At 74.0% G+C, this 18,041-nt stretch carries 14 protein-coding genes; 4 read left to right on the forward strand and 10 right to left on the reverse strand.

Features of this window, described 5'->3' with window-relative positions; all coding sequences use genetic code 11:
• The first annotated feature begins 2 nt into the window (after positions 1-2).
• Together ACFYXS_RS10910 and ACFYXS_RS10915 are read left to right on the forward strand one after the other, a co-directional pair.
• Positions 3-830, forward strand: coding sequence for an enoyl-CoA hydratase family protein (locus tag ACFYXS_RS10910; RefSeq protein ID WP_389246221.1), 828 nt, complete (start codon positions 3-5; stop codon positions 828-830).
• 2 nt (positions 831-832) lie between these two features.
• Positions 833-3,100 (forward strand): bifunctional salicylyl-CoA 5-hydroxylase/oxidoreductase, encoded by a 2,268-nt coding sequence (locus ACFYXS_RS10915; RefSeq protein WP_389246223.1) that lies wholly within the window; start codon positions 833-835, stop codon positions 3,098-3,100.
• Positions 3,101-3,113: 13 nt separating this feature from the next.
• Here ACFYXS_RS10915 and ACFYXS_RS10920 read toward each other — a convergent pair whose 3' ends face one another.
• From ACFYXS_RS10920 to ACFYXS_RS10930, 3 genes are all read right to left on the reverse strand, one after another.
• Positions 3,114-3,695, reverse strand: a complete 582-nt coding sequence (locus tag ACFYXS_RS10920) for a Uma2 family endonuclease (protein ID WP_389246226.1) — start codon at positions 3,693-3,695, stop codon at positions 3,114-3,116.
• A 94-nt stretch (positions 3,696-3,789) separates the two neighbouring features.
• Positions 3,790-4,602, reverse strand: coding sequence for a PaaX family transcriptional regulator C-terminal domain-containing protein (locus tag ACFYXS_RS10925; RefSeq protein WP_389246228.1), 813 nt, complete (start codon positions 4,600-4,602; stop codon positions 3,790-3,792).
• Between the two features lie 4 nt (positions 4,603-4,606).
• On the reverse strand, positions 4,607-6,217 hold the full coding sequence (locus ACFYXS_RS10930) for an AMP-binding protein (protein WP_389246231.1): 1,611 nt from the start codon (positions 6,215-6,217) through the stop codon (positions 4,607-4,609).
• Between the two features lie 95 nt (positions 6,218-6,312).
• Here ACFYXS_RS10930 and ACFYXS_RS10935 point away from each other — a divergent pair, with 95 nt between their 5' ends.
• Positions 6,313-7,419 carry an acyl-CoA dehydrogenase family protein gene (locus ACFYXS_RS10935; RefSeq protein ID WP_389246233.1) on the forward strand — a complete coding sequence of 369 codons (1,107 nt, stop codon included), beginning with the start codon at positions 6,313-6,315 and terminating at the stop codon, positions 7,417-7,419.
• Positions 7,416-7,814 carry a RidA family protein gene (locus ACFYXS_RS10940; RefSeq protein WP_389246235.1) on the forward strand — a complete coding sequence of 133 codons (399 nt, stop codon included), beginning with the start codon at positions 7,416-7,418 and terminating at the stop codon, positions 7,812-7,814. Before ACFYXS_RS10935 ends, ACFYXS_RS10940 begins: the two co-directional genes overlap by 4 nt.
• A 353-nt stretch (positions 7,815-8,167) precedes the next feature.
• Here the strand turns inward: ACFYXS_RS10940 and ACFYXS_RS10945 are convergent, their stop codons facing one another.
• The 7 genes from ACFYXS_RS10945 to ACFYXS_RS10975 all read right to left on the reverse strand — a co-directional run bounded on the left by ACFYXS_RS10945 (position 8,168) and on the right by ACFYXS_RS10975 (position 18,036).
• Positions 8,168-9,331 (reverse strand): RNA polymerase sigma factor, encoded by a 1,164-nt coding sequence (locus tag ACFYXS_RS10945; RefSeq protein ID WP_389246238.1) that lies wholly within the window; start codon positions 9,329-9,331, stop codon positions 8,168-8,170.
• Between the two features lie 65 nt (positions 9,332-9,396).
• The gene (locus ACFYXS_RS10950) at positions 9,397-9,759 is read right to left on the reverse strand and encodes a YciI family protein (RefSeq protein WP_389246240.1); all 363 of its coding nucleotides are present in this window, start codon (positions 9,757-9,759) and stop codon (positions 9,397-9,399) included.
• A 211-nt stretch (positions 9,760-9,970) separates the two neighbouring features.
• On the reverse strand, positions 9,971-12,889 hold the full coding sequence (locus tag ACFYXS_RS10955) for a tetratricopeptide repeat protein (RefSeq protein WP_389246242.1): 2,919 nt from the start codon (positions 12,887-12,889) through the stop codon (positions 9,971-9,973).
• Positions 12,889-14,775, reverse strand: a complete 1,887-nt coding sequence (locus ACFYXS_RS10960; protein ID WP_389246244.1) for an HSP90 family protein — start codon at positions 14,773-14,775, stop codon at positions 12,889-12,891. The genes ACFYXS_RS10955 and ACFYXS_RS10960 overlap by 1 nt, the downstream gene beginning before the upstream one ends.
• Positions 14,776-14,819: 44 nt before the next feature.
• Complete coding sequence (locus ACFYXS_RS10965; protein WP_389246246.1) at positions 14,820-15,860, reverse strand: hypothetical protein; 1,041 nt, start codon at positions 15,858-15,860, stop codon at positions 14,820-14,822.
• Positions 15,861-15,991: 131 nt separating this feature from the next.
• On the reverse strand, positions 15,992-17,521 hold the full coding sequence (locus ACFYXS_RS10970; protein ID WP_389246248.1) for a helix-turn-helix domain-containing protein: 1,530 nt from the start codon (positions 17,519-17,521) through the stop codon (positions 15,992-15,994).
• A gap of 14 nt (positions 17,522-17,535) precedes the next feature.
• Positions 17,536-18,036 (reverse strand): methylated-DNA--[protein]-cysteine S-methyltransferase, encoded by a 501-nt coding sequence (locus tag ACFYXS_RS10975; RefSeq protein WP_389246250.1) that lies wholly within the window; start codon positions 18,034-18,036, stop codon positions 17,536-17,538.
• Positions 18,037-18,041 lie beyond the last annotated feature (5 nt).

The raw sequence follows: 18,041 nt of genomic DNA on the forward strand, positions 1-18,041 counted from the left end.
CCATGAGCCCCTACCGAGGCTCCGCAGGCCGCACCGAGGAGTGGCGGCACCTGCGGGTGGACCGGGCCGACGGCATCGTCAACGTCACCCTCGACCGTCCCGACCGGCTCAACGCGCTCACCTTCGGCGCCTACGCCGATCTGCGCGACCTGCTCACCGAGCTGCCGCACGACGGCGACACCCGCGTCCTCGTGCTCGCCGGCGCCGGCCGCGGCTTCTGCTCCGGCGGTGACGTCGACGAGATCATCGGCGCGACCCTCGCCATGGGCGCGGGCCAGTTGCTGGACTTCACCCGGATGACCGGGCAGGTCGTGCGGGCCATCCGCGAGGCGCCCTTCCCGGTGATCGCGGCGGTGCACGGCGTGGCGGCCGGCGCCGGCTCCGTCATCGCCCTCGCCTCGGACTTCCGGGTGGTCGAACGCTCCGCCCGCTTCGCCTTCCTCTTCACCAAGGTGGGCCTGGCCGGCGCGGACATGGGCGCGGCCTACCTGCTGCCTCGCATGGTGGGCCTCGGCCACGCCACCCGGCTGCTGATGCTCGGCGACACCGTTGGCGCGCCCGAGGCCGACCGCATCGGCCTGGTCAGCGAACTCGTCGACGACGGGCAGGCCGACGCGAGCGCCGCCGCCCTCGCCAAGCGCCTGGCGGCCGGGCCCGCGCTGGCGTACCAGCAGACCAAGGCGCTGCTCACCGCCGAGCTCGACATGCCGCTGGCCGCCGCCGTGGAGATGGACGCCGCCACCCAGGCGCTGCTGATGACCAGCGCCGACTACGCGGAGTTCCACGCGGCGTTCACCGAGAAGCGCAGCCCCAACTGGAAGGGCCGCTGACCGTGCGAGTGGCCATCATCGGCGGCGGCCCCGGCGGGCTGTACGCGGCAGCGCTGCTCAAGCGCCTCGACCCCGAGCGGGACATCACCGTCTGGGAACGCGGCGCGCCGCAGGACACCTTCGGCTTCGGTGTCGTGCTGTCCGACGAGACGCTCGGCGGCATCGAGCACGCCGACCCGGTCGTCTTCCGCGCCCTGGAGGGCGAGTTCACCCGCTGGGACAACATCGACGTCCACCACCGCGGACGGGTCGTGACCTCCGGCGGCCACGGCTTCGCGGCCGTGGACCGGCGCCGGCTGCTCACGATCCTGCACGACCGCTGCCGCGCCCTCGGTGTGACCGTCCGCAACCGCGAACTCGCCCCCGCCGCCGCGGAACTGGCCGGCACCCACGATCTCGTCGTCGCCGCGGACGGCGCCAACAGCGCCACCCGTGGCGCCCACGCCACGTCCTTCCGCCCCACCCTGACCGGCCACGGCTGCCGCTACATCTGGCTCGCCACCGACCTCGCGCTGGACGCCTTCCGCTTCGAGATCGTGGAGACCGAGCACGGGATCATGCAGGCCCACGGCTACCCGTACCGGCCGGGCGCCGCGACCTTCATCGTCGAGATGCACGAGGATGTCTGGCGGCGCTCGGGCCTGGACCGCGCGGACGGGACGGAGTCCATCGCCCGCTGCGAGAAGATCTTCGCGGACGCGCTCGGCGGCCATTCCCTGCGCGGCAACCGTTCCCGCTGGGGCGCCTTCACCACGGTCGTCAACGAGCGCTGGCGGCACGAGAACATCGTGCTGCTCGGCGACGCCGCGCACACCGCGCACTTCTCCATCGGCTCCGGCACCAAGCTGGCCATGGAGGACGCCCTGGCGCTCGCCGCGTCCCTGCGCGAGCAGCCGGACCTCCCGGGGGCACTGACCGCCTACGAGGCCGAGCGCAAGCCCGTCGTCGCCAGCACCCAGCGGGCGGCGCGGGCGAGCCTGGAGTGGTTCGAGCACCTGGAGCAGTACGCGGCGCAGCCGCCGCGGCAGTTCGCGTTCAACCTGCTCACCCGCAGCCGCCGCGTCACCCACGACAACCTGCGGCTGCGCGACGCGGACTTCGCCGCCGCCGTGGAGCGGGACTTCGGCACCGACCCGGACACCCCGCCGATGTTCACGCCGTTCACCCTGCGCGGGCTGACCCTGCGCAACCGCGTCGTCGTCTCCCCGATGGACATGTACTCGGCCACCGACGGCGTCCCCGGTGACTTCCACCTCGTCCACCTGGGCGCCCGGGCGCTGGGCGGCGCGGGTCTGGTCATGACCGAGATGGTCTGCGTCAGCCCCGAGGGCCGCATCACGCCCGGCTGCGCGGGCCTGTGGAACGACGAGCAGGAGGCGGCCTGGCGCCGCGTCGCCGACTTCGCGCACACCCAGCCCGGCGCCGCGATCGGCCTCCAGCTCGGCCACAGCGGCCGCAAGGGATCCACCCGCCTGATGTGGGAGGGCATCGACCAGCCGCTCCCTTACGGCAACTGGTCGCTGGCCGCGCCGTCTCCGCTGCCGTACCGGCCCGGCACCAGCCAGATCCCGCACGCCCTGGACGCCGACGGACTCGCGGGCGTCCGCGAGCAGTTCACCGAGTCCGCCCGGCGCGCCGCCCGGGCCGGCTTCGACCTGCTGGAACTGCACTGCGCCCACGGCTATCTGCTCTCCGGCTTCCTCTCCCCGCTCACCAACCGCCGCACCGACGCCTACGGCCGCGGCCTGGCCGGGCGGCTGCGCTTCCCGCTGGAGGTCTTCGACGCCGTCCGCGAGGTCTGGCCGGCGGACCGGCCGATGACGGTGCGCATCTCCGCCACCGACTGGGCCGAGGGCGGCACCACCGCCGAGGACGCCGTCGAGATCGCCCGCGCCTTCGCCGACCACGGCGCCGACGCCATCGACGTCTCCACCGGCCAGGTCGTCCCCGACGAGCGGCCCGACTTCGGACGCTCCTACCAGACCCCGTACGCCGACCGCATCCGCAACGAGCTCGGGATCCCCGTCATCGCCGTCGGTGCCGTCTCCTCCTGGGACGACGTCAACTCCCTGCTCCTCGCGGGCCGCGCCGACCTGTGCGCGCTGGCCCGCCCGCATCTGTACGACCCGCACTGGACGCTGCACGCCGCCGCCGAGCAGCGCTACACCGGGTCCGGCGCGCCGTGGCCGCTCCCGTACCAGGCGGGCAGCCGCCGGCCGCCCACCGGACGCACGGACGCGCCGAGGCCACGCCTGACGCTGGACGGGTGAGGGATGCCGTGCGTCAGGCGAAGACGGACGTGTCCAGGGAGAACGCGAACGGCTCGGGGAGGTCGAGTTCCTTGCCGAACAGGACGCGGACGTCCTCGCGGTAGTCCCCGTCGACCGGCTCGCCGTAGAGGGTGACGGTTCCCTCGGTGCGGTCCACCAGCAGGTGGAACGGGATACCGGCGGCCGCGTAGCCGCGCCGTTTGGGGCCACGGTCCTTGTCCGGACGGGTCGACGTGACATCGACGGTCATGACGACGCCCTCGGGGACGAACCACGAGTCCTTGCCGGCGAACAGGCCCTCGGGCCCCACGGTCAGGTCCGGGATGAAGCGGCCCACAGGGGTGATGAACCCCTTGGCGCCGGAGGCGTAGAACTCGGCGGGGGACTCGCGGATCATCTGTCGGACGAAACGTCCAAGGATGTCCTCGTGGTCTCCGTCGGGCGGCGGGGTCTCGACGATCTCCCCCTCGATGAGCTCGGCGCGGTATCCCTCGGGCACCGTGAGGTCGAGGAAGGCGGCCAGCACGGTGTCGCCGCCGGAGTCCCGGCGTTCGGTCGCGGGCAGTGCCATGTCGCGTACCTCCTCGATCGTCATGGTTCCGCTCCGATGTGGTCAGGTTGTGCCCCGCCTGCCGGCGGGGGCATGCGTCCTGTCGACGATCACCCGCGGCGCCGGTCACGTCATGCGATCAGCGGACCGGCAGGAATGCCTCGCCCGCGTCGCGGAGCCGGTCGTGCAGGGCGTGGAAGACCTCGGCGCTCCTGCCGCCCGGCCAGTCGCCCGGCAGCAGGGCGGGGGCCAGACCGGGGTCGGCGTAGGGCAGCCGGCGCCAGGAGTCGAGGGCCCGGAGGTAGTCGGCGAAGGCGTCCTGGGACGGGGTGGTACGGCGGGCGGCCCAGCGGCGCAGGACGGGCTCGTGGGCGTCGAGGAAGGCGAGGTGGAGCTTGGCGATGCCGTCCAGGTCCCACCAGCGGCGCACCGCGGAGGCCGTCGGCTCGAAGCCCAGGTGGCTGCCCGTGAAGAGGTCCACGTAGGTGTCCAGGCCGAGGCGGCGCAGGGTGTGCCCGGCCTCGTCGTACAGGCGGGCGGGGGCGATCCACACGCCGGGGGCGGCGGTGCCGAAGCCGAGGCGGGCCAGCCGGGAGCGCAGCAGATGCCGTTTGTGGCGCTCGCTCTCGGGGACGGAGAAGAGCGCGAGCACCCACTCCTCGCCGTCGGTCCCGCCCTCCGGGCGGCCGTAGATGCGCCGGTCGCCGTCCGCGAGCAGCTGCCGCGCGTCGTCGGACAGGGCGTACCCGGCTGCGCCGTCGACGCGGTCCGGGGCGAGCAGGCCGCGCCGCTTGAGCCGGGAGACCGCGGAGCGGACCGACTGCGGGTCGACGTCCAGTGCGCCCATGAGCCGGATCAGTTCGGCGACGGGGATGCGGCCGGCCCACTCGCCGGTCCGCCCGTAGGCGCCGAAGTAGGTCACGATCAGCGAACTGGGAGTGTGCTCGGTCACGCGATCACTGTAGGTCGCGCAGCCGGAAGCGTTGCAGCTTCCCCGTGGGCGTGCGCGGGAGCGCCTCCAGGAAGCGGATCTCGCGCGGGCACTTGTAGCCGGCGATCTCCTCCTTGACGAAGGCGCGCAGCGCCTCGGCCGTTCCCGTGCGCCCGTCGTGCGGCAGGCCGTCACGCAGGACGACGAAGGCCCGTACGACCTGCCCGCGGGCCTCGTCGGGCACGCCGATCACCGCCGCCTCGCGGACGTCGGGGTGGCGCAGCAGGGCCTCCTCGACCTCGGGGCCCGCGATGTTGTACCCGGCCGAGATGATCATGTCGTCGGCGCGGGCCACGTAGCGGAACCAGCCGTCCGGCTCGCGCACATAGGTGTCGCCGGTCAGGTTCCAGCCCTCGCGCACGTAGTCGCGCTGCCGCTCGTCCGCCAGGTAGCGGCAGCCGGTCGGGCCGCGCACGGCGAGCAGCCCCGGTTCGCCGTCCGGCAGCGGAGTGATCGTCAGCGGGTCGACCACGCGTGCCTCGTAGCCCGGTACGGCGACCCCGGTGGTGCCGGGCCGGATCGCCTCGTCGGCGGCGGAGATGAAGATGTGCAGCATCTCGGTGGCGCCGATGCCGTTGATGATGCGCAGGCCGGTCGCGTCGTACCAGGCCTGCCAGGTCGCGGCGGGCAGGTTCTCGCCCGCGGACACGCAGCGCCGCAGCGAGGACAGGTCGTGCTCGCCCGGGAGTTGCAGCATCGACCGGTACGCGGTGGGCGCCGTGAAGAGCACGCTGACCCGGTGGGTGCCGACGGCCCGGGCGAGTTGCTCCGGTCCGGCCTGCTCCAGCAGCAGCGTCGACGCCCCCGCCCGCAGCGGGAAGACGACGAGCCCGCCGAGCCCGAAGGTGAAGCCGAGCGGCGGGCTGCCCGCGAACACGTCGTCGGCGCGCGGTCGCAGGACGTGGGCGGAGAAGGTGTCGGCGATGGCGAGCACGTCGCGGTGGAAGTGCATGCAGCCCTTGGGGCGGCCCGTCGTCCCCGAGGTGAACGCGATGAGCGCGACGTCGTCCGCGGAGGTGGGCACGGCCTCGAAGCGGTCCGGCTTGGCCGAGGCCAGGCGCAGCAGGTCGTCGGACGCCTCCCCGCCGTACGTCGCGATCCGCAGTCCCGGCGCCTCGGCCTTGGCCAGGTCGTCCACCGACCGGATGTCGCACAGCGCGTGCCCCACGGCGGCGAGGCGGCATATCGTCGCCAGCTCCTGGGCGCGGTGCGCCGCCAGCACCGTGACCGCGACGGCCCCCGCCTTCATCACCGCGAACCAGCACGCCACCAGCCACGGCGTGGTCGGCCCGCGCAGCAGCACGCGGTTGCCGGGCACCACGCCGAGGTCGTCGACGAGCACGTGCGCGATGCGGTCGGCGGCGGCGCGCAGGTCGTCGTACGACCAGACCTCGCCGTCCGGCATGCGCAGGCAGGGCGCGTCGGGGGAGCCCCCGGCGAGCAGTTCGGCGCCGCAGTTGAGCCGGTCGGGACAGGCCAACTCGGGCAGGTCGCAGGACAGGACGGGCCACTGGTCACGCGGCGGGAGGTGCTCCCGCGGGAAAGTGTCCACGTGTGCGGATGGCAGCAGGTCCATGGCGGGTTCGCCCCTCGTTGGCACCTGGTTGCGGACGGATTCAGCGTAACGTGTTTGTGACGGCAGTCAACGGTACGCGATACGGGAGGTGCCCGATGGCATCGTTCGCGCTCGACCCGGAACAACTCAAGTGGTGTGCGCAGGTGCGCGAATGGGCCGCGGAACGGCTGCGTCCGCTCGCGGAGGCGGGTGAACCGGGCCGCGTCAACCGGCCGCTGCTCGCCGCGCTCGGCGAACTCGGCCTGCTCGACCGCCTCTTCTCCGGTACCGCACTGGACCTGTGCCTGCTGCGGGAGTCACTGGCCCGCGAGTGCACAGAGGCCGAGACCGCCCTCGCGTTGCAGGGCCTGGGCGCGCACGCCCTGCTGGGGTCCCCGGAACTGGCCGCCCGCTGGATCCCGCGCGTCGTCTCCGGCGAGGCGGTCGCCGCGTTCGCCCTCACCGAACCCGGCGCCGGATCGGACGCCGCCGCCCTGGAACTCGCCGCCGAACGCGACCCGTCGGGCGGCTGGCGGCTCACCGGGGAGAAGTGCTGGATCTCCAACGCTCCCGACGCAGACCTCTGCACCGTCTTCGCCCGGACGACCCCCGGGGCCGGCGCCCGCGGCGTCACCGCCTTCGCCGTCCCCGCCGACCGGCCCGGACTCGGCGGGCAGCGGCTCGACATGCTCTCCCCGCACCCCATCGGCCGGCTGACCTTCGACGCCGTCCCGGTCGGCGAGGGGGACGTGATCGGCGAGGTGGACCGCGGCTTCCGCGTCGCCATGACCACCCTCAACCGCTTCCGGCCGAGCGTCGGGGCCTTCGCCGTGGGCATGGCCCAGGCCGCGCTGGACGCGGCCACCGCGCACGCCGCCTCCCGCACCGCCTTCGGCGCCCGCCTGAAGGACCTCCAGTCCGTCGGCCACAGCCTCGCCGAGATGGCCACCCGCACCGAGGCCGCCCGCCTGCTGGTCTACGCGGCCGCCGAGGCGTACGACGCGGGCTCGCCCGGCACGGCGCGCAGCTCCGCCATGGCCAAGCTCTTCGCCACCGAGACCGCCCAGTTCGCCGTGGACACCGCCGTCCAGATCCACGGCGCCCGCGCGCTGGAGCGCGGCCATCTGCTCGAACACCTCTACCGCGAGGTCCGCGCACCGCGTATCTACGAAGGCGCCACCGAAGTCCAGCGGTCGATCATCGCCAAGGAGCTCTTCGCATGACCCTGCACCGCGTCAACCCGCCGGAACTCTCCCCGCCCACCGGCTTCAGCCACGCCGTCACCGCCACCGGCCGCACCCTGGTGCTCCTCGCGGGCCAGACCGCGCTCGACACCTCCGGGAAGATCGTCGGGGACACCCTCCCTGACCAGTTCGAGCTGGCCCTGACCAATCTGCTCACCGCCCTGCGCGCCGCCGGCGGCACCCCCGCCGACCTCGCCCGCCTCACCGTCCACACCACCGACGTCGCCGCCTACCGCGCGCACGCCCCCGAACTGGGCCGCCTCTGGCGGTCCCTGGCCGGCCGCGACTACCCCGCCATGGCCGTCATCGGCATCACCCGGTTGTGGGACGAGGAGGCCATGGTCGAGCTCGACGGCCTCGCGGTGCTTCCGTAGGGGCCCTGGAGCCGGCCCGGGCCGCTGAGGGGACTCTGGCGCGCCCGGTCGACGCGGGCCACCGCGGCCTGTGGCGGTGGCGGGGTGCCGAGCCACGTCCGCCGCCCGCCGCCGCCATCAGGGCCGGCCGCACCGTCAGAGCTGCCGCGACCAGCGGGAGCCAGGGCACTCAGGCTGGGCACCAGGTCGCCCCGTGCCCTCCGGCAGCCGTCCGCCCCGAGTCCGTCGGGGAACGCGCCGTCCAGCGCCGGCAACGTCATCGCGGTGGCGAGGGAGGCCGTGCGAGAACGCGGGGAGCCGTGCGGCCGCTCCCCGGTCCTCGCCCCGCGCGGGTTGAGGGCCGTCCACGGCCCCTACTGCGCGTCGAGCTCAGCGAGCCTGCGCCGCAGGAAGTCCTGCTCGGCGGCGTTGCCGGTGCGCGCGATCGCCGCCTCGTACGCCCGCGCGGCCTCGGCGTGGCGGCCGAGGCGGCGGAGCAGGTCCGCGCGGACGGCGTGCAGGACGGAGTAGCCGTCGAGCGCCAGGCCGTCGACGAGGGCGAGCGCCGCCGCGGGGCCGTCCAGTTCGGCGACGGCGACGGCGCGGTTGAGGGCGACGACCGGGCCGGGGGCGATGGCCACGAGCTGGTCGTACAGGGCCAGGACCTGTACCCAGTCGGTCGCCGCGGCCGTCGGCGCGTCACTGTGCACGGCGTTGATCGCGGCCTGGATCTGGTACGGGCCCGGCCGGTCGCGGCGCAGGCAGCGGCGGACGAGGGCCTGCCCCTCGGCGACCAGCTCGCGGTCCCAGCGGCCGCGGTCCTGCTCGTCGAGCGGGACCAGGCCCCCGTCCGCGGCGGTACGGGCGGGCCGGCGCGCCTCGGTGAGCAGCATCAACGCGAGCAGCCCCAGCACTTCGGGCTCGTCGGGCATGAGCGCGGCGAGCAGCCGCCCCAGCCGGACCGCCTCGGCGCACAGGTCCCCGCGGGTCAGGTCGTCGCCGGAGCTCGCCCGGTAGCCCTCGTTGAAGATCAGGTAGACCACCGCGAGCACCGGCCGGAGCCGGTCGGGGAGGTCCGCCTCGGCCGGGACGCGGTACGGGATGCGCGCGTCGCGGATCTTGGCCTTGGCCCGGACCAGGCGCTGCGCCATGGTGGGCTCGGGGACCAGGAAGGCGCGGGCGATCTCGGCGGTGGTGAGTCCGCCGAGCAGCCGCAGTGTCAGGGCGACCTGCGCGGCGGGGGCGAGGGCGGGGTGGCAGCAGGTGAAGATCAGGCGGAGCCGGTCGTCGCGCACGGGGCCCTCCTCGGCCGGTTCGTCGCGGTCGTGCAGCAGCGCGGCCTCGGCATGCCGGTCCCCACGGGTGGCCTCGCGGCGCAGCCGGTCGATGGCCCGGTTGCGCGCGGTGGTGATGATCCACCCCGCCGGACTCGGCGGCACGCCCGTGGAGGGCCAGCGCAGCAGGGCCGTCGCGAAGGCGTCCTGGACCGCCTCTTCGGCGATGTCGATGTCGCCGAAGCGGCGGACCAGGACGGCCACCGCACGCCCGTACTCCGCGCGGAAGACGCGCTCGATCTCGGCGGCGGGGGCCGGCGTGCCGCTCGTCAGTCCCCCGCCCCGTCCGGTCCGCCGGCGAACGGCCGCACCTCGATGGGCAGCGTGGTCGCGCGCGCGAGTTCGCGGCCCCAGGCCAGCGCGGCGTCCAGATCGGGCGCGTTGACGATGGTGAACCCGCCGAGGTACTCCTTGCCCTCCAGGAAGGGCCCGTCGGTGGTCAGCATCTCGCCCTCCGCCAGCCGCACGACGGTCGCCGTGCCGGGCGCGTTCAGTCCTCCGGAGAAGACCCAGGCGCCGGCGGCCCGCATCCGCGCGTCCACGGCGTCGACGTCCCGCATGATCCCTTCCAGGACCTCCGGCGGGGGAGGGGTGCCCTCCGGCTGGTACACGCTGAGCAGGTACTGCTTCATGGCGGTCTTTCCTGTCGTCGGCCGCCGGCCTCGGTACCGGCGTCTCACCTTCTGTACGAACGTGCCCGGCCCGGATCGACACCCGCCGCCGACCGGATTCCGCGCGGGCGTCTCTTCGGCCCGCCCTCCCCTCCTCCCCGGTCCCGGACGCGCCGATGCCCCGCCGGTCGGCCGAACGGGGGACCGGCGGGGCATCGAGGGGAGTGCGGCGTCAGCGCCTCGGCGCGGCCAGTTCCTCGCGGAGCCTGGTCAGGATCTGCGCCGCGTGGTCGAGACCGGCGGCCTGGCAGCGGGCGATGGCGGCGCCGAGCCGGGCACGGGCCGCGGCGGGCGACTCCAGGCCGTTGGCCTCGATGAGGGCCGCGACCCGGACCGCCTCGGCGCGCGGCAACTCGCCGGCCGGCCCGCCCGCCTCGTGGGCGGAGATGGCCCGCTCCATCTCGGCGAGGGCCTCCGGGAAGCGCTCGGCCGAGGCGAGGGCGCGGCCCCGCTGGTAACGGGTGGCGCCGTTCTCGTACCACAGCGCGATGTCCTCGGTGCCCTCGTCCACGGCCGCGAGCAGTTCCTCGGCCTCGCGGAGATGGCCGAGCGCCGTGTCGATGCCCTCGGGGCCCTCGGACGCCATGGTGTGCGCCGCGAACTGCCGCATCATCTCCGCGACCATGGGCAGGTTGGGGGCCTTGCCGTGCGAGGCGACGGCCCGGTCGTACGCGGACCGGGCCGCGTCGGGACGGCCCGCCTCCAGCAGCGCGACCGCGGCCTCCGAGGCGGCGAGGGTGTGCGTGAACTGCTCCTCCCACGGGGCGACCATGTCGGCCAGGAGCAGGAACTGCTCGGCGGCGGACCGGTGTTCCTCCAGTTCCCGCAGCCCCCGGGCCAGGCTCAGCCGGGCCTGGGCGAGCACCCGCTCGTCCGTGCCGGCCGGGACGTCGTCGGTGACCAGGGACTCCAGTACGGCCACCGCGTCCGCCTGCCGGTCGGCACGGGCGAGGACGTCGGCCAGTTCCAGACGCACCTCGACGGCACCGGCGGCGTCGTCCTCCCGGTCCAGCCGGGAGGCGCCCTCGGACAGATGGCGTACGGCGCCCGCCAGGTCACCGGCGTGCGAGAGGGCGTGACCGAGCATCGCGTGGGTGCGCGCCACCGGGAACGAGGTGTCGCCGTGCGCGGCCGCCGCCGCGAGCGCCATGCGCAGGTGCTCCACGGCCTCGTCGGGGCGGTGCTGCTGCATCAGGATCTGGCCCAGCCGCCCGTGCGGGCGCTGCGCGCGCCAGGGCGCACCGGCGCTGTCGATGGCCTCCAGCGCGGCGCGCAACTCCCGCTCCGCGCCCTCGAAGTCGCCGGACCGCGCCGCGAGATCGCCCCGGTACAGCCGGACGTTGATGGCGCGCTGCGCCACCCCGAGCCGTTCCGCCTCCTCGATGGCCTCCTGTGCGGCGGCCCGGAAGCGCGACTCGACCTCCGCCGGCACGTCCGGCAGTGCCTCGGCGGCCTCGGTGTACGCCAGGAAGGCCCGGCACTGGAGCACGACGCAGTAGGACCGCCGGTCGTCCTCCGACCCGTCCTGCGGCAGTTCGCGAGCCCGCGCGAGGACGGCGTCCAGTTCCACCCAGCCCTCGGCGCTCTCCTCGCCGGGCGTGACCCCGACCGAGGCGCGTCGCGCGCGGGCCGCCAGGGCCCGCCACTCGGCGCCCGCGCGGCCGAACAGCTCGATCGCCTCGGTCAGCGCCTCCCGGATGGCCGGCCGGTCCGGCCCGTCGGCCAGGTCCGAGGCCGTGAACGCGCGCTGCTCCGCCAGCTCGGCGCGCAGCACTTCCTCCGGGCCGAGCCGCGGGTCGTGCGCGTGACCCTCGTCCTCGACCCGCTCGGCGATCCGCCGCCAGAGCCGCTCGTCGCCGGGGCGCGCCTGCGCGGCGTACGCGCGGGCCCGCTCGACCAGTTCCGCGAAGTCCTCCGGGATCTCCTCCGCGGGCGCGGCCGCCGGCCGGAGCGGGGTGGCGGATCCGCCCGACGCGGAGGGCACCGCGGCCGTGCGCAGGCCCAGTTCCAGCGGCTCGGCGAGCAGCGGCCGCGCGGCGAGCCGGGCCCGCCGCCCGTCGCCCACCGTCGTGGTGCCGTTGCGTTCGTCGAAGGCCGCGGTCAGCTCGTCCGCCTCGCGCTCGACATGGGCGAGCAGCGTCCGCGCCGTCCAACTGCGGCCGAGCGGGCCGGACACGGGGACGTCGACGTGGCCGTCCTCGGTCAGCCGCCGCAGCAGGACCTGCACCCCGGTCAGGAAGCCGAGCAGCGACAGGGGCGCCCCGGTGGTCTCGAAGAGCGGACGGTTCTCCGCCAGGATCTCCAGGGCACGTCCCTCGTTGCCGGACAGGGCGCAGAACTCCAGGTGCAGTCCGACCTCCTCCGCCATGCCGATCCGGCCCCGGGCCCGCCGGTAGCCCGACAGGTGGTACGAGCGGGCCTCGTCGGTGCGCCCGAGGCGCAGCAGGGGCAGCAGGGCGTGGGCCTGGCTGACCCAGGGCTCCTCCTGGCAGCTCTGGCCGCCATCGAGCACCGGCTGCCAGACCTCCAGGGCCCGGCCGTCGTCGCCCGAGACGAGGTGGTGCACGGCCCGGTGCCGGGTCTCGCACGCCTCGCAGTCGCTCAGTGCCTCGCGCGGCCGGGTGGCCCACAGGTCGAAGACGTGCTCGCGGTCCACGCCGGTGTGGGCGGCGACCCGGTGGCGCATGGCGGCGACGGGCTGCTGCCCGTGCTCCGCGTCGCGGTACCGCTCGCGCATCTGGTCGATCCAGCCGTGGATCGCGGACAGCGGTACCTCGGGCACCTGGAGCAGGGAGGTCGCCACCCACTTGTGGCGCCACAGGACCTGGCGGGCCTCCCACTCGCTGAAGGAGCCGGGCACCTCGTCCCACAGCTTCAGCACGCGGGCGAAGACGACCGGCGACTTGCGGTGCTCGGCGGCGTACTCGTACGCCGACATCAGCTCCAGCAGCGCCGTGACGAGGGCGTCCTTCTCGTCGAACTGCTCGGCGGCCTCGACCAGTTCCTCGGCCGTCACGGTGCGGGGCAGTCCGTAGGGCCGCTCGTTGTTCTCGCGCAGGGCCTCGAAAACGGCCTCGGGGGTTTCCAGCATCACTGCTCCTTGGCGTCCGGCCCGGGCGCGGGGGTGTCCTGGTCGTGCATGGCGTGGGTGAGCAGGCCGATGAAGGCCCGGTTGAGCAGGGCGCTCTCGGAGGCCTTCAGCGGGCGGCGGGTGAGCAGCAGCGCCTGCCCGTACAGCGCTTCGGCGGTGGTGACGGCCAGCCCGCGCTCGATGACGGTGGCGGCCCGGCGCACCAGCGGGTTCAGGTGGTTGAGCACGAGCTGGGCCCGCGGCGCCTCGGTCCTGAGCGAGCCCAGGATGTCCGCCCACAGGCCGTCGGTGCCCTCGGCGAGACCGGCCCGGGTGCGTTCGTGGCGGGCCTCGCGGTTGTCCAGCAGCAGGGCGGGCGCGGTGACGGGCTGGAAGGCCCGCAGCACCACGTCGCAGTCGTACGTCCCGACGACCTCGCGGGCGACCGCGAGGAAGGCGGCGGCGGCGAGTTCGGCCGCGGAGTCGACGGGGTCGAGATGGGCGGTCACCGTCGCGGGGTCCAGGTCGGTGACGGTGGTGCCGGGACGGATCTCCGGCAGCCGGTGCACCAGGTCCCGGTCGTAGGTGTAGCCGCCGTTGACCACGCCGAGACCGGCCGCCGCCGCGATGGGCGCGACCTGCCGGAACTCGTCGACGCTGCGGGTGACCAGCACCGTCGGGTGGGTGCGCGCGAACTCCTCGAGGGTGACGTTGCCGTCCGTCGTCTCGAACGGCAGCCAGGGCAGGAGCATCCGCAGCAGGTCGTCGTCGTAGCGGGCGAGCGCCTTGACCGCGAGGTGGTGGCTGTCGATGAAGCGCTGCAGCAGCGCCGGGTCGCTGGCGGCGAGTTCGGTCAGCCAGTCGCGGATGCGCGCGCCCAGGGCGTCGCGGACGGCGGCCAGCGTCTCGTCCTCGTACAGCGCTTCGCGCGAGGCCGTCGGACGCAGGCTGCTGACGTCCACGACGCAGCGGACGAAGAAGGCCCACTCCGGGAGGAGTTCGGACGCCTGGTCCGACAGGAGCATGCCCTTCAGGTGCACCCGGTGCCCGGCGCGCTCCGACGGGTTGACGGCCGTGGGCAGGACGTACGCCACGCCGCGCAGCCCGGCGACGGGCAGGTCGAGGTCGATGGTGTCCAGCGGCGTGAACCCGAAGGTGGTGCGGCAGTGCTCGGCCAGTGCCTCACGGCGGGCCAGCGGCGAGCCGTGGCGGCGCTCCCAGGGCGGGGTGTCGTTGATCCGGGTGGTCCCGCCGCGCGGGTCGACCACGACGACCTCGTGCCGGAGCAGGCTGCCGTAGTGCCGGGCGAGCGAGGTCACCCGGTCCGGCTGCGTCCACTCGCCGCCGTCCGCGCGCGGTGTCAGCGTCACGCGGGTGCCCGGCTCGGGCATCGCGTCGGCCGGCAGCGTGCGGATGGTGTAGCTGCCGTCGGAGCGGCCGCGCCACTCCACGGCGGGTGCGCCGGGGACGGCGGCGTGACGGCTGAGGACGGTGATCTCGTCGGCGACGACGAAGCAGGCGAGCAGGCCGATGCCGAACTGCCCGATGAAGTCGCCACGGGCGGCTTCGAGTTCCCCGGCGGCGGCGCGCTTGGAGCTGCGCCCGATGGTGGCGAGGAAGGTGTGGACGTCGGCCTCGCTCAGGCCGACACCGGTGTCGGTGACGGTCAGCGAGTCGCCGGTCGTCACGGTGATCCGGGCCGGGGCGCCCGGCTGGAGCGCCTGCCGCGCGGTGATCGCGTCGACGGCGTTCTGCAGCAGCTCGCGGAGGTAGACACGCGGGCTGGAGTAGAGGTGGTGGGACAGCAGGTCGACCAGGCCGCGCAGGTCGACCTGGAACGTGTGGGCTGTCGGGGACGGGGAGTGGGACACGTGGATGGCCTTCTCGATCGGCGTGCCGGCGAGCATGTGCCGCCCGGCACGGCGCGGTGTGCGGAGTGCGGCGGCGGGGACTAGTGGCGGCCGGCGCCGGAGCGCAGGGCGCGGTAGGGCACCCGCGGGTCGTCCCCGTTGATGTACTGCCACGGGGAGCGGGTGACGAGGCCGCGGGTCGCGGCGAAGGCCGCGGCGGACGCTCGCTTCTCCCCGGCGAGGGCGAAGGCCATGGCGAAGACGTTGTAGCACTCGACGGCCTCGATCCGGCCGGCGAAGCCGGGATGGCGGATCGACCGGTCGGCCGCCTCGTGGAGCTCGCGGCCCACGCGGGCCTGCATGATGTAGGCGCTGTCGGCGCCCTGGTCCAGGTGCAGCCAGTGCTCCAGGTGCGCGACGGCCACGAGCACGCCCAGGGGCCCGCCCTCCGGCCCGTTCTCCATGGACTCGCGGGCGAAGGCGTGCATCTCCTCGTGCGAGCCGCTCCACTTGGCGCACACCTGCTGCAACTGCTGCTGGTGCGCCCCCAGATGGCCGGGCACGCGGCGCACGGAGGCCTCGAAGCGCAGTCGCGCGAGGTCCGGGCCGATCTGCAGGCCGCGCCCGCACATCTGCAGGAAGTACCAGGGCGAGGCCCACCCGGGCTCGAGCTCGGCCGCCCGGTACAGCAGCTCCTCCGCGGCCTCCAGGCGCTCGTGGAAGATCTGGAACTGCTCGCGGGAGACATGCGAGGCACGCGCCCCCGTGCGGGCCTCCCACGCCCAGCTCACGCCGCGGGCGCCCGCCACCAGCAGGGCGAGTCCCGAGTCCGCCTCGGCCTCGACGACCCCGGGCATCCACTGCTCGTACCCGGCGACGTCGGTTGCCGCGGCGATGAGCCAGCTGCGCTCCCAGTCGTCCGTGACCGCGGACAGCTGCGCCCGCATCGCGGGCCAGTCGCCCGCGGTGGCGGACGCGAGCAGTCGCGCGCGGTCCGGGTTCCCGCACGCCGGGTCCAGCCGTGCCGGCGGGCGCGGCGCCCACCGTCTCGGTGAGAACGCCGATGCGCGCTCCCGCATCCCCGCCGTCGGCGTGCTGCCGCTCGGTTGACCGACCTGTCGTACCTGTCGAATCGCCGTCATGAAGACCCCCTCCTGGCCTGGCCCTTTCCCCCCGGGCCATGATCCGGTGACCGCAGCATGATTATCACGGCGGGTTCGGTGAGGGCCAAGGGGTTCCGGGTCGTCCAGGAGGGGGCCGCGTCTCCGCGGGATCAGATGTCGCGGAACGTCTCGATCTGCGCGCCGATCGAGTTCAGTCGCTCCGCCAGTTCCTCGTAGCCGCGGTTGATGACGTACACGTTCCGCAGGACCGAGGTGCCCTCGGCGGCGAGCATGGCCAGCAGGGTGACCACGGCGGGCCGGAGCGCGGGCGGGCACATCATCTCGGCGGTGCGCCAGCGGGTGGGGCCCTCGACCAGGACGCGGTGCGGGTCCAGGAGCTTGACGTTGGCACCGAGGCGGGTCAGCTCGGTGAGGTAGATGGCGCGGTTGTCGTAGACCCAGTCGTGGATGAGGGTCGAGCCCTGCGCGGTCGCGGCGATCGCCGCGAAGAAGGGCACGTTGTCGATGTTGAGGCCCGGGAAGGGCATCGGGTGGATCTTGTCGATGGGGGAGCGCAGCTTGGACGGGCGCACCGTGAGGTCGATCAGCCGGGTGCGGCCGTTGTCGGCCTTGTACTCGGCCGTGCGCTCGTGGTCCAGGCCCATCTCCTCCAGGACGGCGAGCTCGATCTCCAGGAACTCCACCGGCACGCGGCGGATCGTGAGCTCGGACTCGGTGACCACGGCCGCGGCGAGCAGGCTCATCGCCTCCACCGGGTCCTCCGACGGCGCGTAGTCCACGTCCCGGTCGATCTGGGCGACGCCGTGCACGGTCAGCGTGGTGGTGCCGATGCCGTCGACCCGGACCCCCAGCTCCTCCAGGTAGAAGCACAGGTCCTGGACCATGTAGTTGGAGCTGGCGTTGCGGATGACGGTGACGCCGTCGTGCCGGGCGGCGGCCAGCAGCGCGTTCTCGGTCACGGTGTCGCCGCGCTCGGTCAGCACGATGGGCCGTCCGGGGGTCACCGCGGGGGTGACCCGGGCGTGGTACATGCCGCTGGTGGCGGTGACCTCCAGGCCGAAGTGGCGCAGGGCCGTCATGTGCGGCTGCACCGTGCGGGTGCCCAGGTCGCAGCCGCCCGCGTACGGGATGCGGAAGCGGTCGGTGCGGTGCATCAGGGGGCCGAGGAACATGATGACGCTGCGGGTGCGCCGGGCGGCCTCCATGTCCATGGAGTCCAGCTCCAGCGCGGCCGGCGGCACGATCTCCAGGTCGTTGCCGTCGTTGATCCAGCGGGTGCGCACCCCGATGCTGTTCAGCACCTCCAGGATGCGGTAGACCTCCTCGATCCGCGCGACGCGGCGCAGGGTGGTCCGCCCGGAGTTCAGCAGTGTGGCGCAGAGCAGCGCCACGCACGCGTTCTTGCTCGTCTTGACGTCGATGGCGCCGGACAGCCGGCGCCCGCCGACGACCCGCAGGTGCATCGGGCCCGCATACCCGAGGGAGACGATCTCGCTGTCGAGCGCTTCACCGATTCGGGCGATCATCTCAAGGCTGATGTTCTGGTTTCCGCGTTCAATACGGTTCACCGCGCTCTGACTGGTGCCGAGCGCCTCCGCCAGCTGTGACTGTGTCCAGCCCCGGTGCTGACGGGCGTCACGGATGAGTTTGCCGATACGTGCGAGGTAGTCGTCTCCCATGGGGCGAGGGTATCTCACATATGAGATGGCAGCCCGCGTTCCAGGTCGAGCAGGTACCTCTTCCGGCCGAGGCCGCCCCCGTAACCGGTCAGGCTTCCCGAGGCGCCGATCACCCGGTGGCAGGGCACGACGATGCTGATCGGGTTCCGTCCGTTGGCGAGTCCGACGGCACGTGAGGAGCCGGGGTTGCCCAGCTCGCCGGCCAGCCGGCCGTACGTCATGACGGTGCCGTACGGGATCTCCCGCAGGGCCGCCCAGACGCGCTGCTGGAACGGTGTGCCCGCCATCGCCAGCGGCAGGTCGAAGTCGGTCAACTCACCCGCGAAATAAGCCCGGAGCTGCTCTGCGACCTCGGCGAAGGGGGAGTCCGCGGGGTCGCGGCGCTCGCCGAAGGTCTCGACCGGGGGCTGGTGTCGGTGCTCGGCCATGTAGAGACCGGACAGGACGCCGTCGGTCGCCACCAGGGTCAGCGGTCCGACCGGGCTGTCCGTCGAGGTGTGTGTACGAAGTGACATGACGA

It is taken from the genome of Streptomyces sp. NPDC002574 (assembly GCF_042889545.1).
Classification (GTDB): Bacteria; Actinomycetota; Actinomycetes; order Streptomycetales; family Streptomycetaceae; genus Actinacidiphila.

Coding starts and splice junctions, on each gene's coding strand:
- ACFYXS_RS10920 (WP_389246226.1), bottom strand. CDS start 3,695: ATGACGATCGAGGAGGTACGCGACATGGCACTGCCCGCGACCGAACGC.
- ACFYXS_RS10970 (WP_389246248.1), bottom strand. CDS start 17,521: ATGGGAGACGACTACCTCGCACGTATCGGCAAACTCATCCGTGACGCC.
- ACFYXS_RS10955 (WP_389246242.1), bottom strand. CDS start 12,889: ATGCTGGAAACCCCCGAGGCCGTTTTCGAGGCCCTGCGCGAGAACAAC.
- ACFYXS_RS10965 (WP_389246246.1), bottom strand. CDS start 15,860: ATGACGGCGATTCGACAGGTACGACAGGTCGGTCAACCGAGCGGCAGC.
- ACFYXS_RS10960 (WP_389246244.1), bottom strand. CDS start 14,775: ATGCTCGCCGGCACGCCGATCGAGAAGGCCATCCACGTGTCCCACTCC.
- ACFYXS_RS10950 (WP_389246240.1), bottom strand. CDS start 9,759: ATGAAGCAGTACCTGCTCAGCGTGTACCAGCCGGAGGGCACCCCTCCC.
- ACFYXS_RS10930 (WP_389246231.1), bottom strand. CDS start 6,217: ATGGACCTGCTGCCATCCGCACACGTGGACACTTTCCCGCGGGAGCAC.
- ACFYXS_RS10935 (WP_389246233.1), top strand. CDS start 6,313: ATGGCATCGTTCGCGCTCGACCCGGAACAACTCAAGTGGTGTGCGCAG.
- ACFYXS_RS10940 (WP_389246235.1), top strand. CDS start 7,416: ATGACCCTGCACCGCGTCAACCCGCCGGAACTCTCCCCGCCCACCGGC.
- ACFYXS_RS10910 (WP_389246221.1), top strand. CDS start 3: ATGAGCCCCTACCGAGGCTCCGCAGGCCGCACCGAGGAGTGGCGGCAC.
- ACFYXS_RS10975 (WP_389246250.1), bottom strand. CDS start 18,036: ATGTCACTTCGTACACACACCTCGACGGACAGCCCGGTCGGACCGCTG.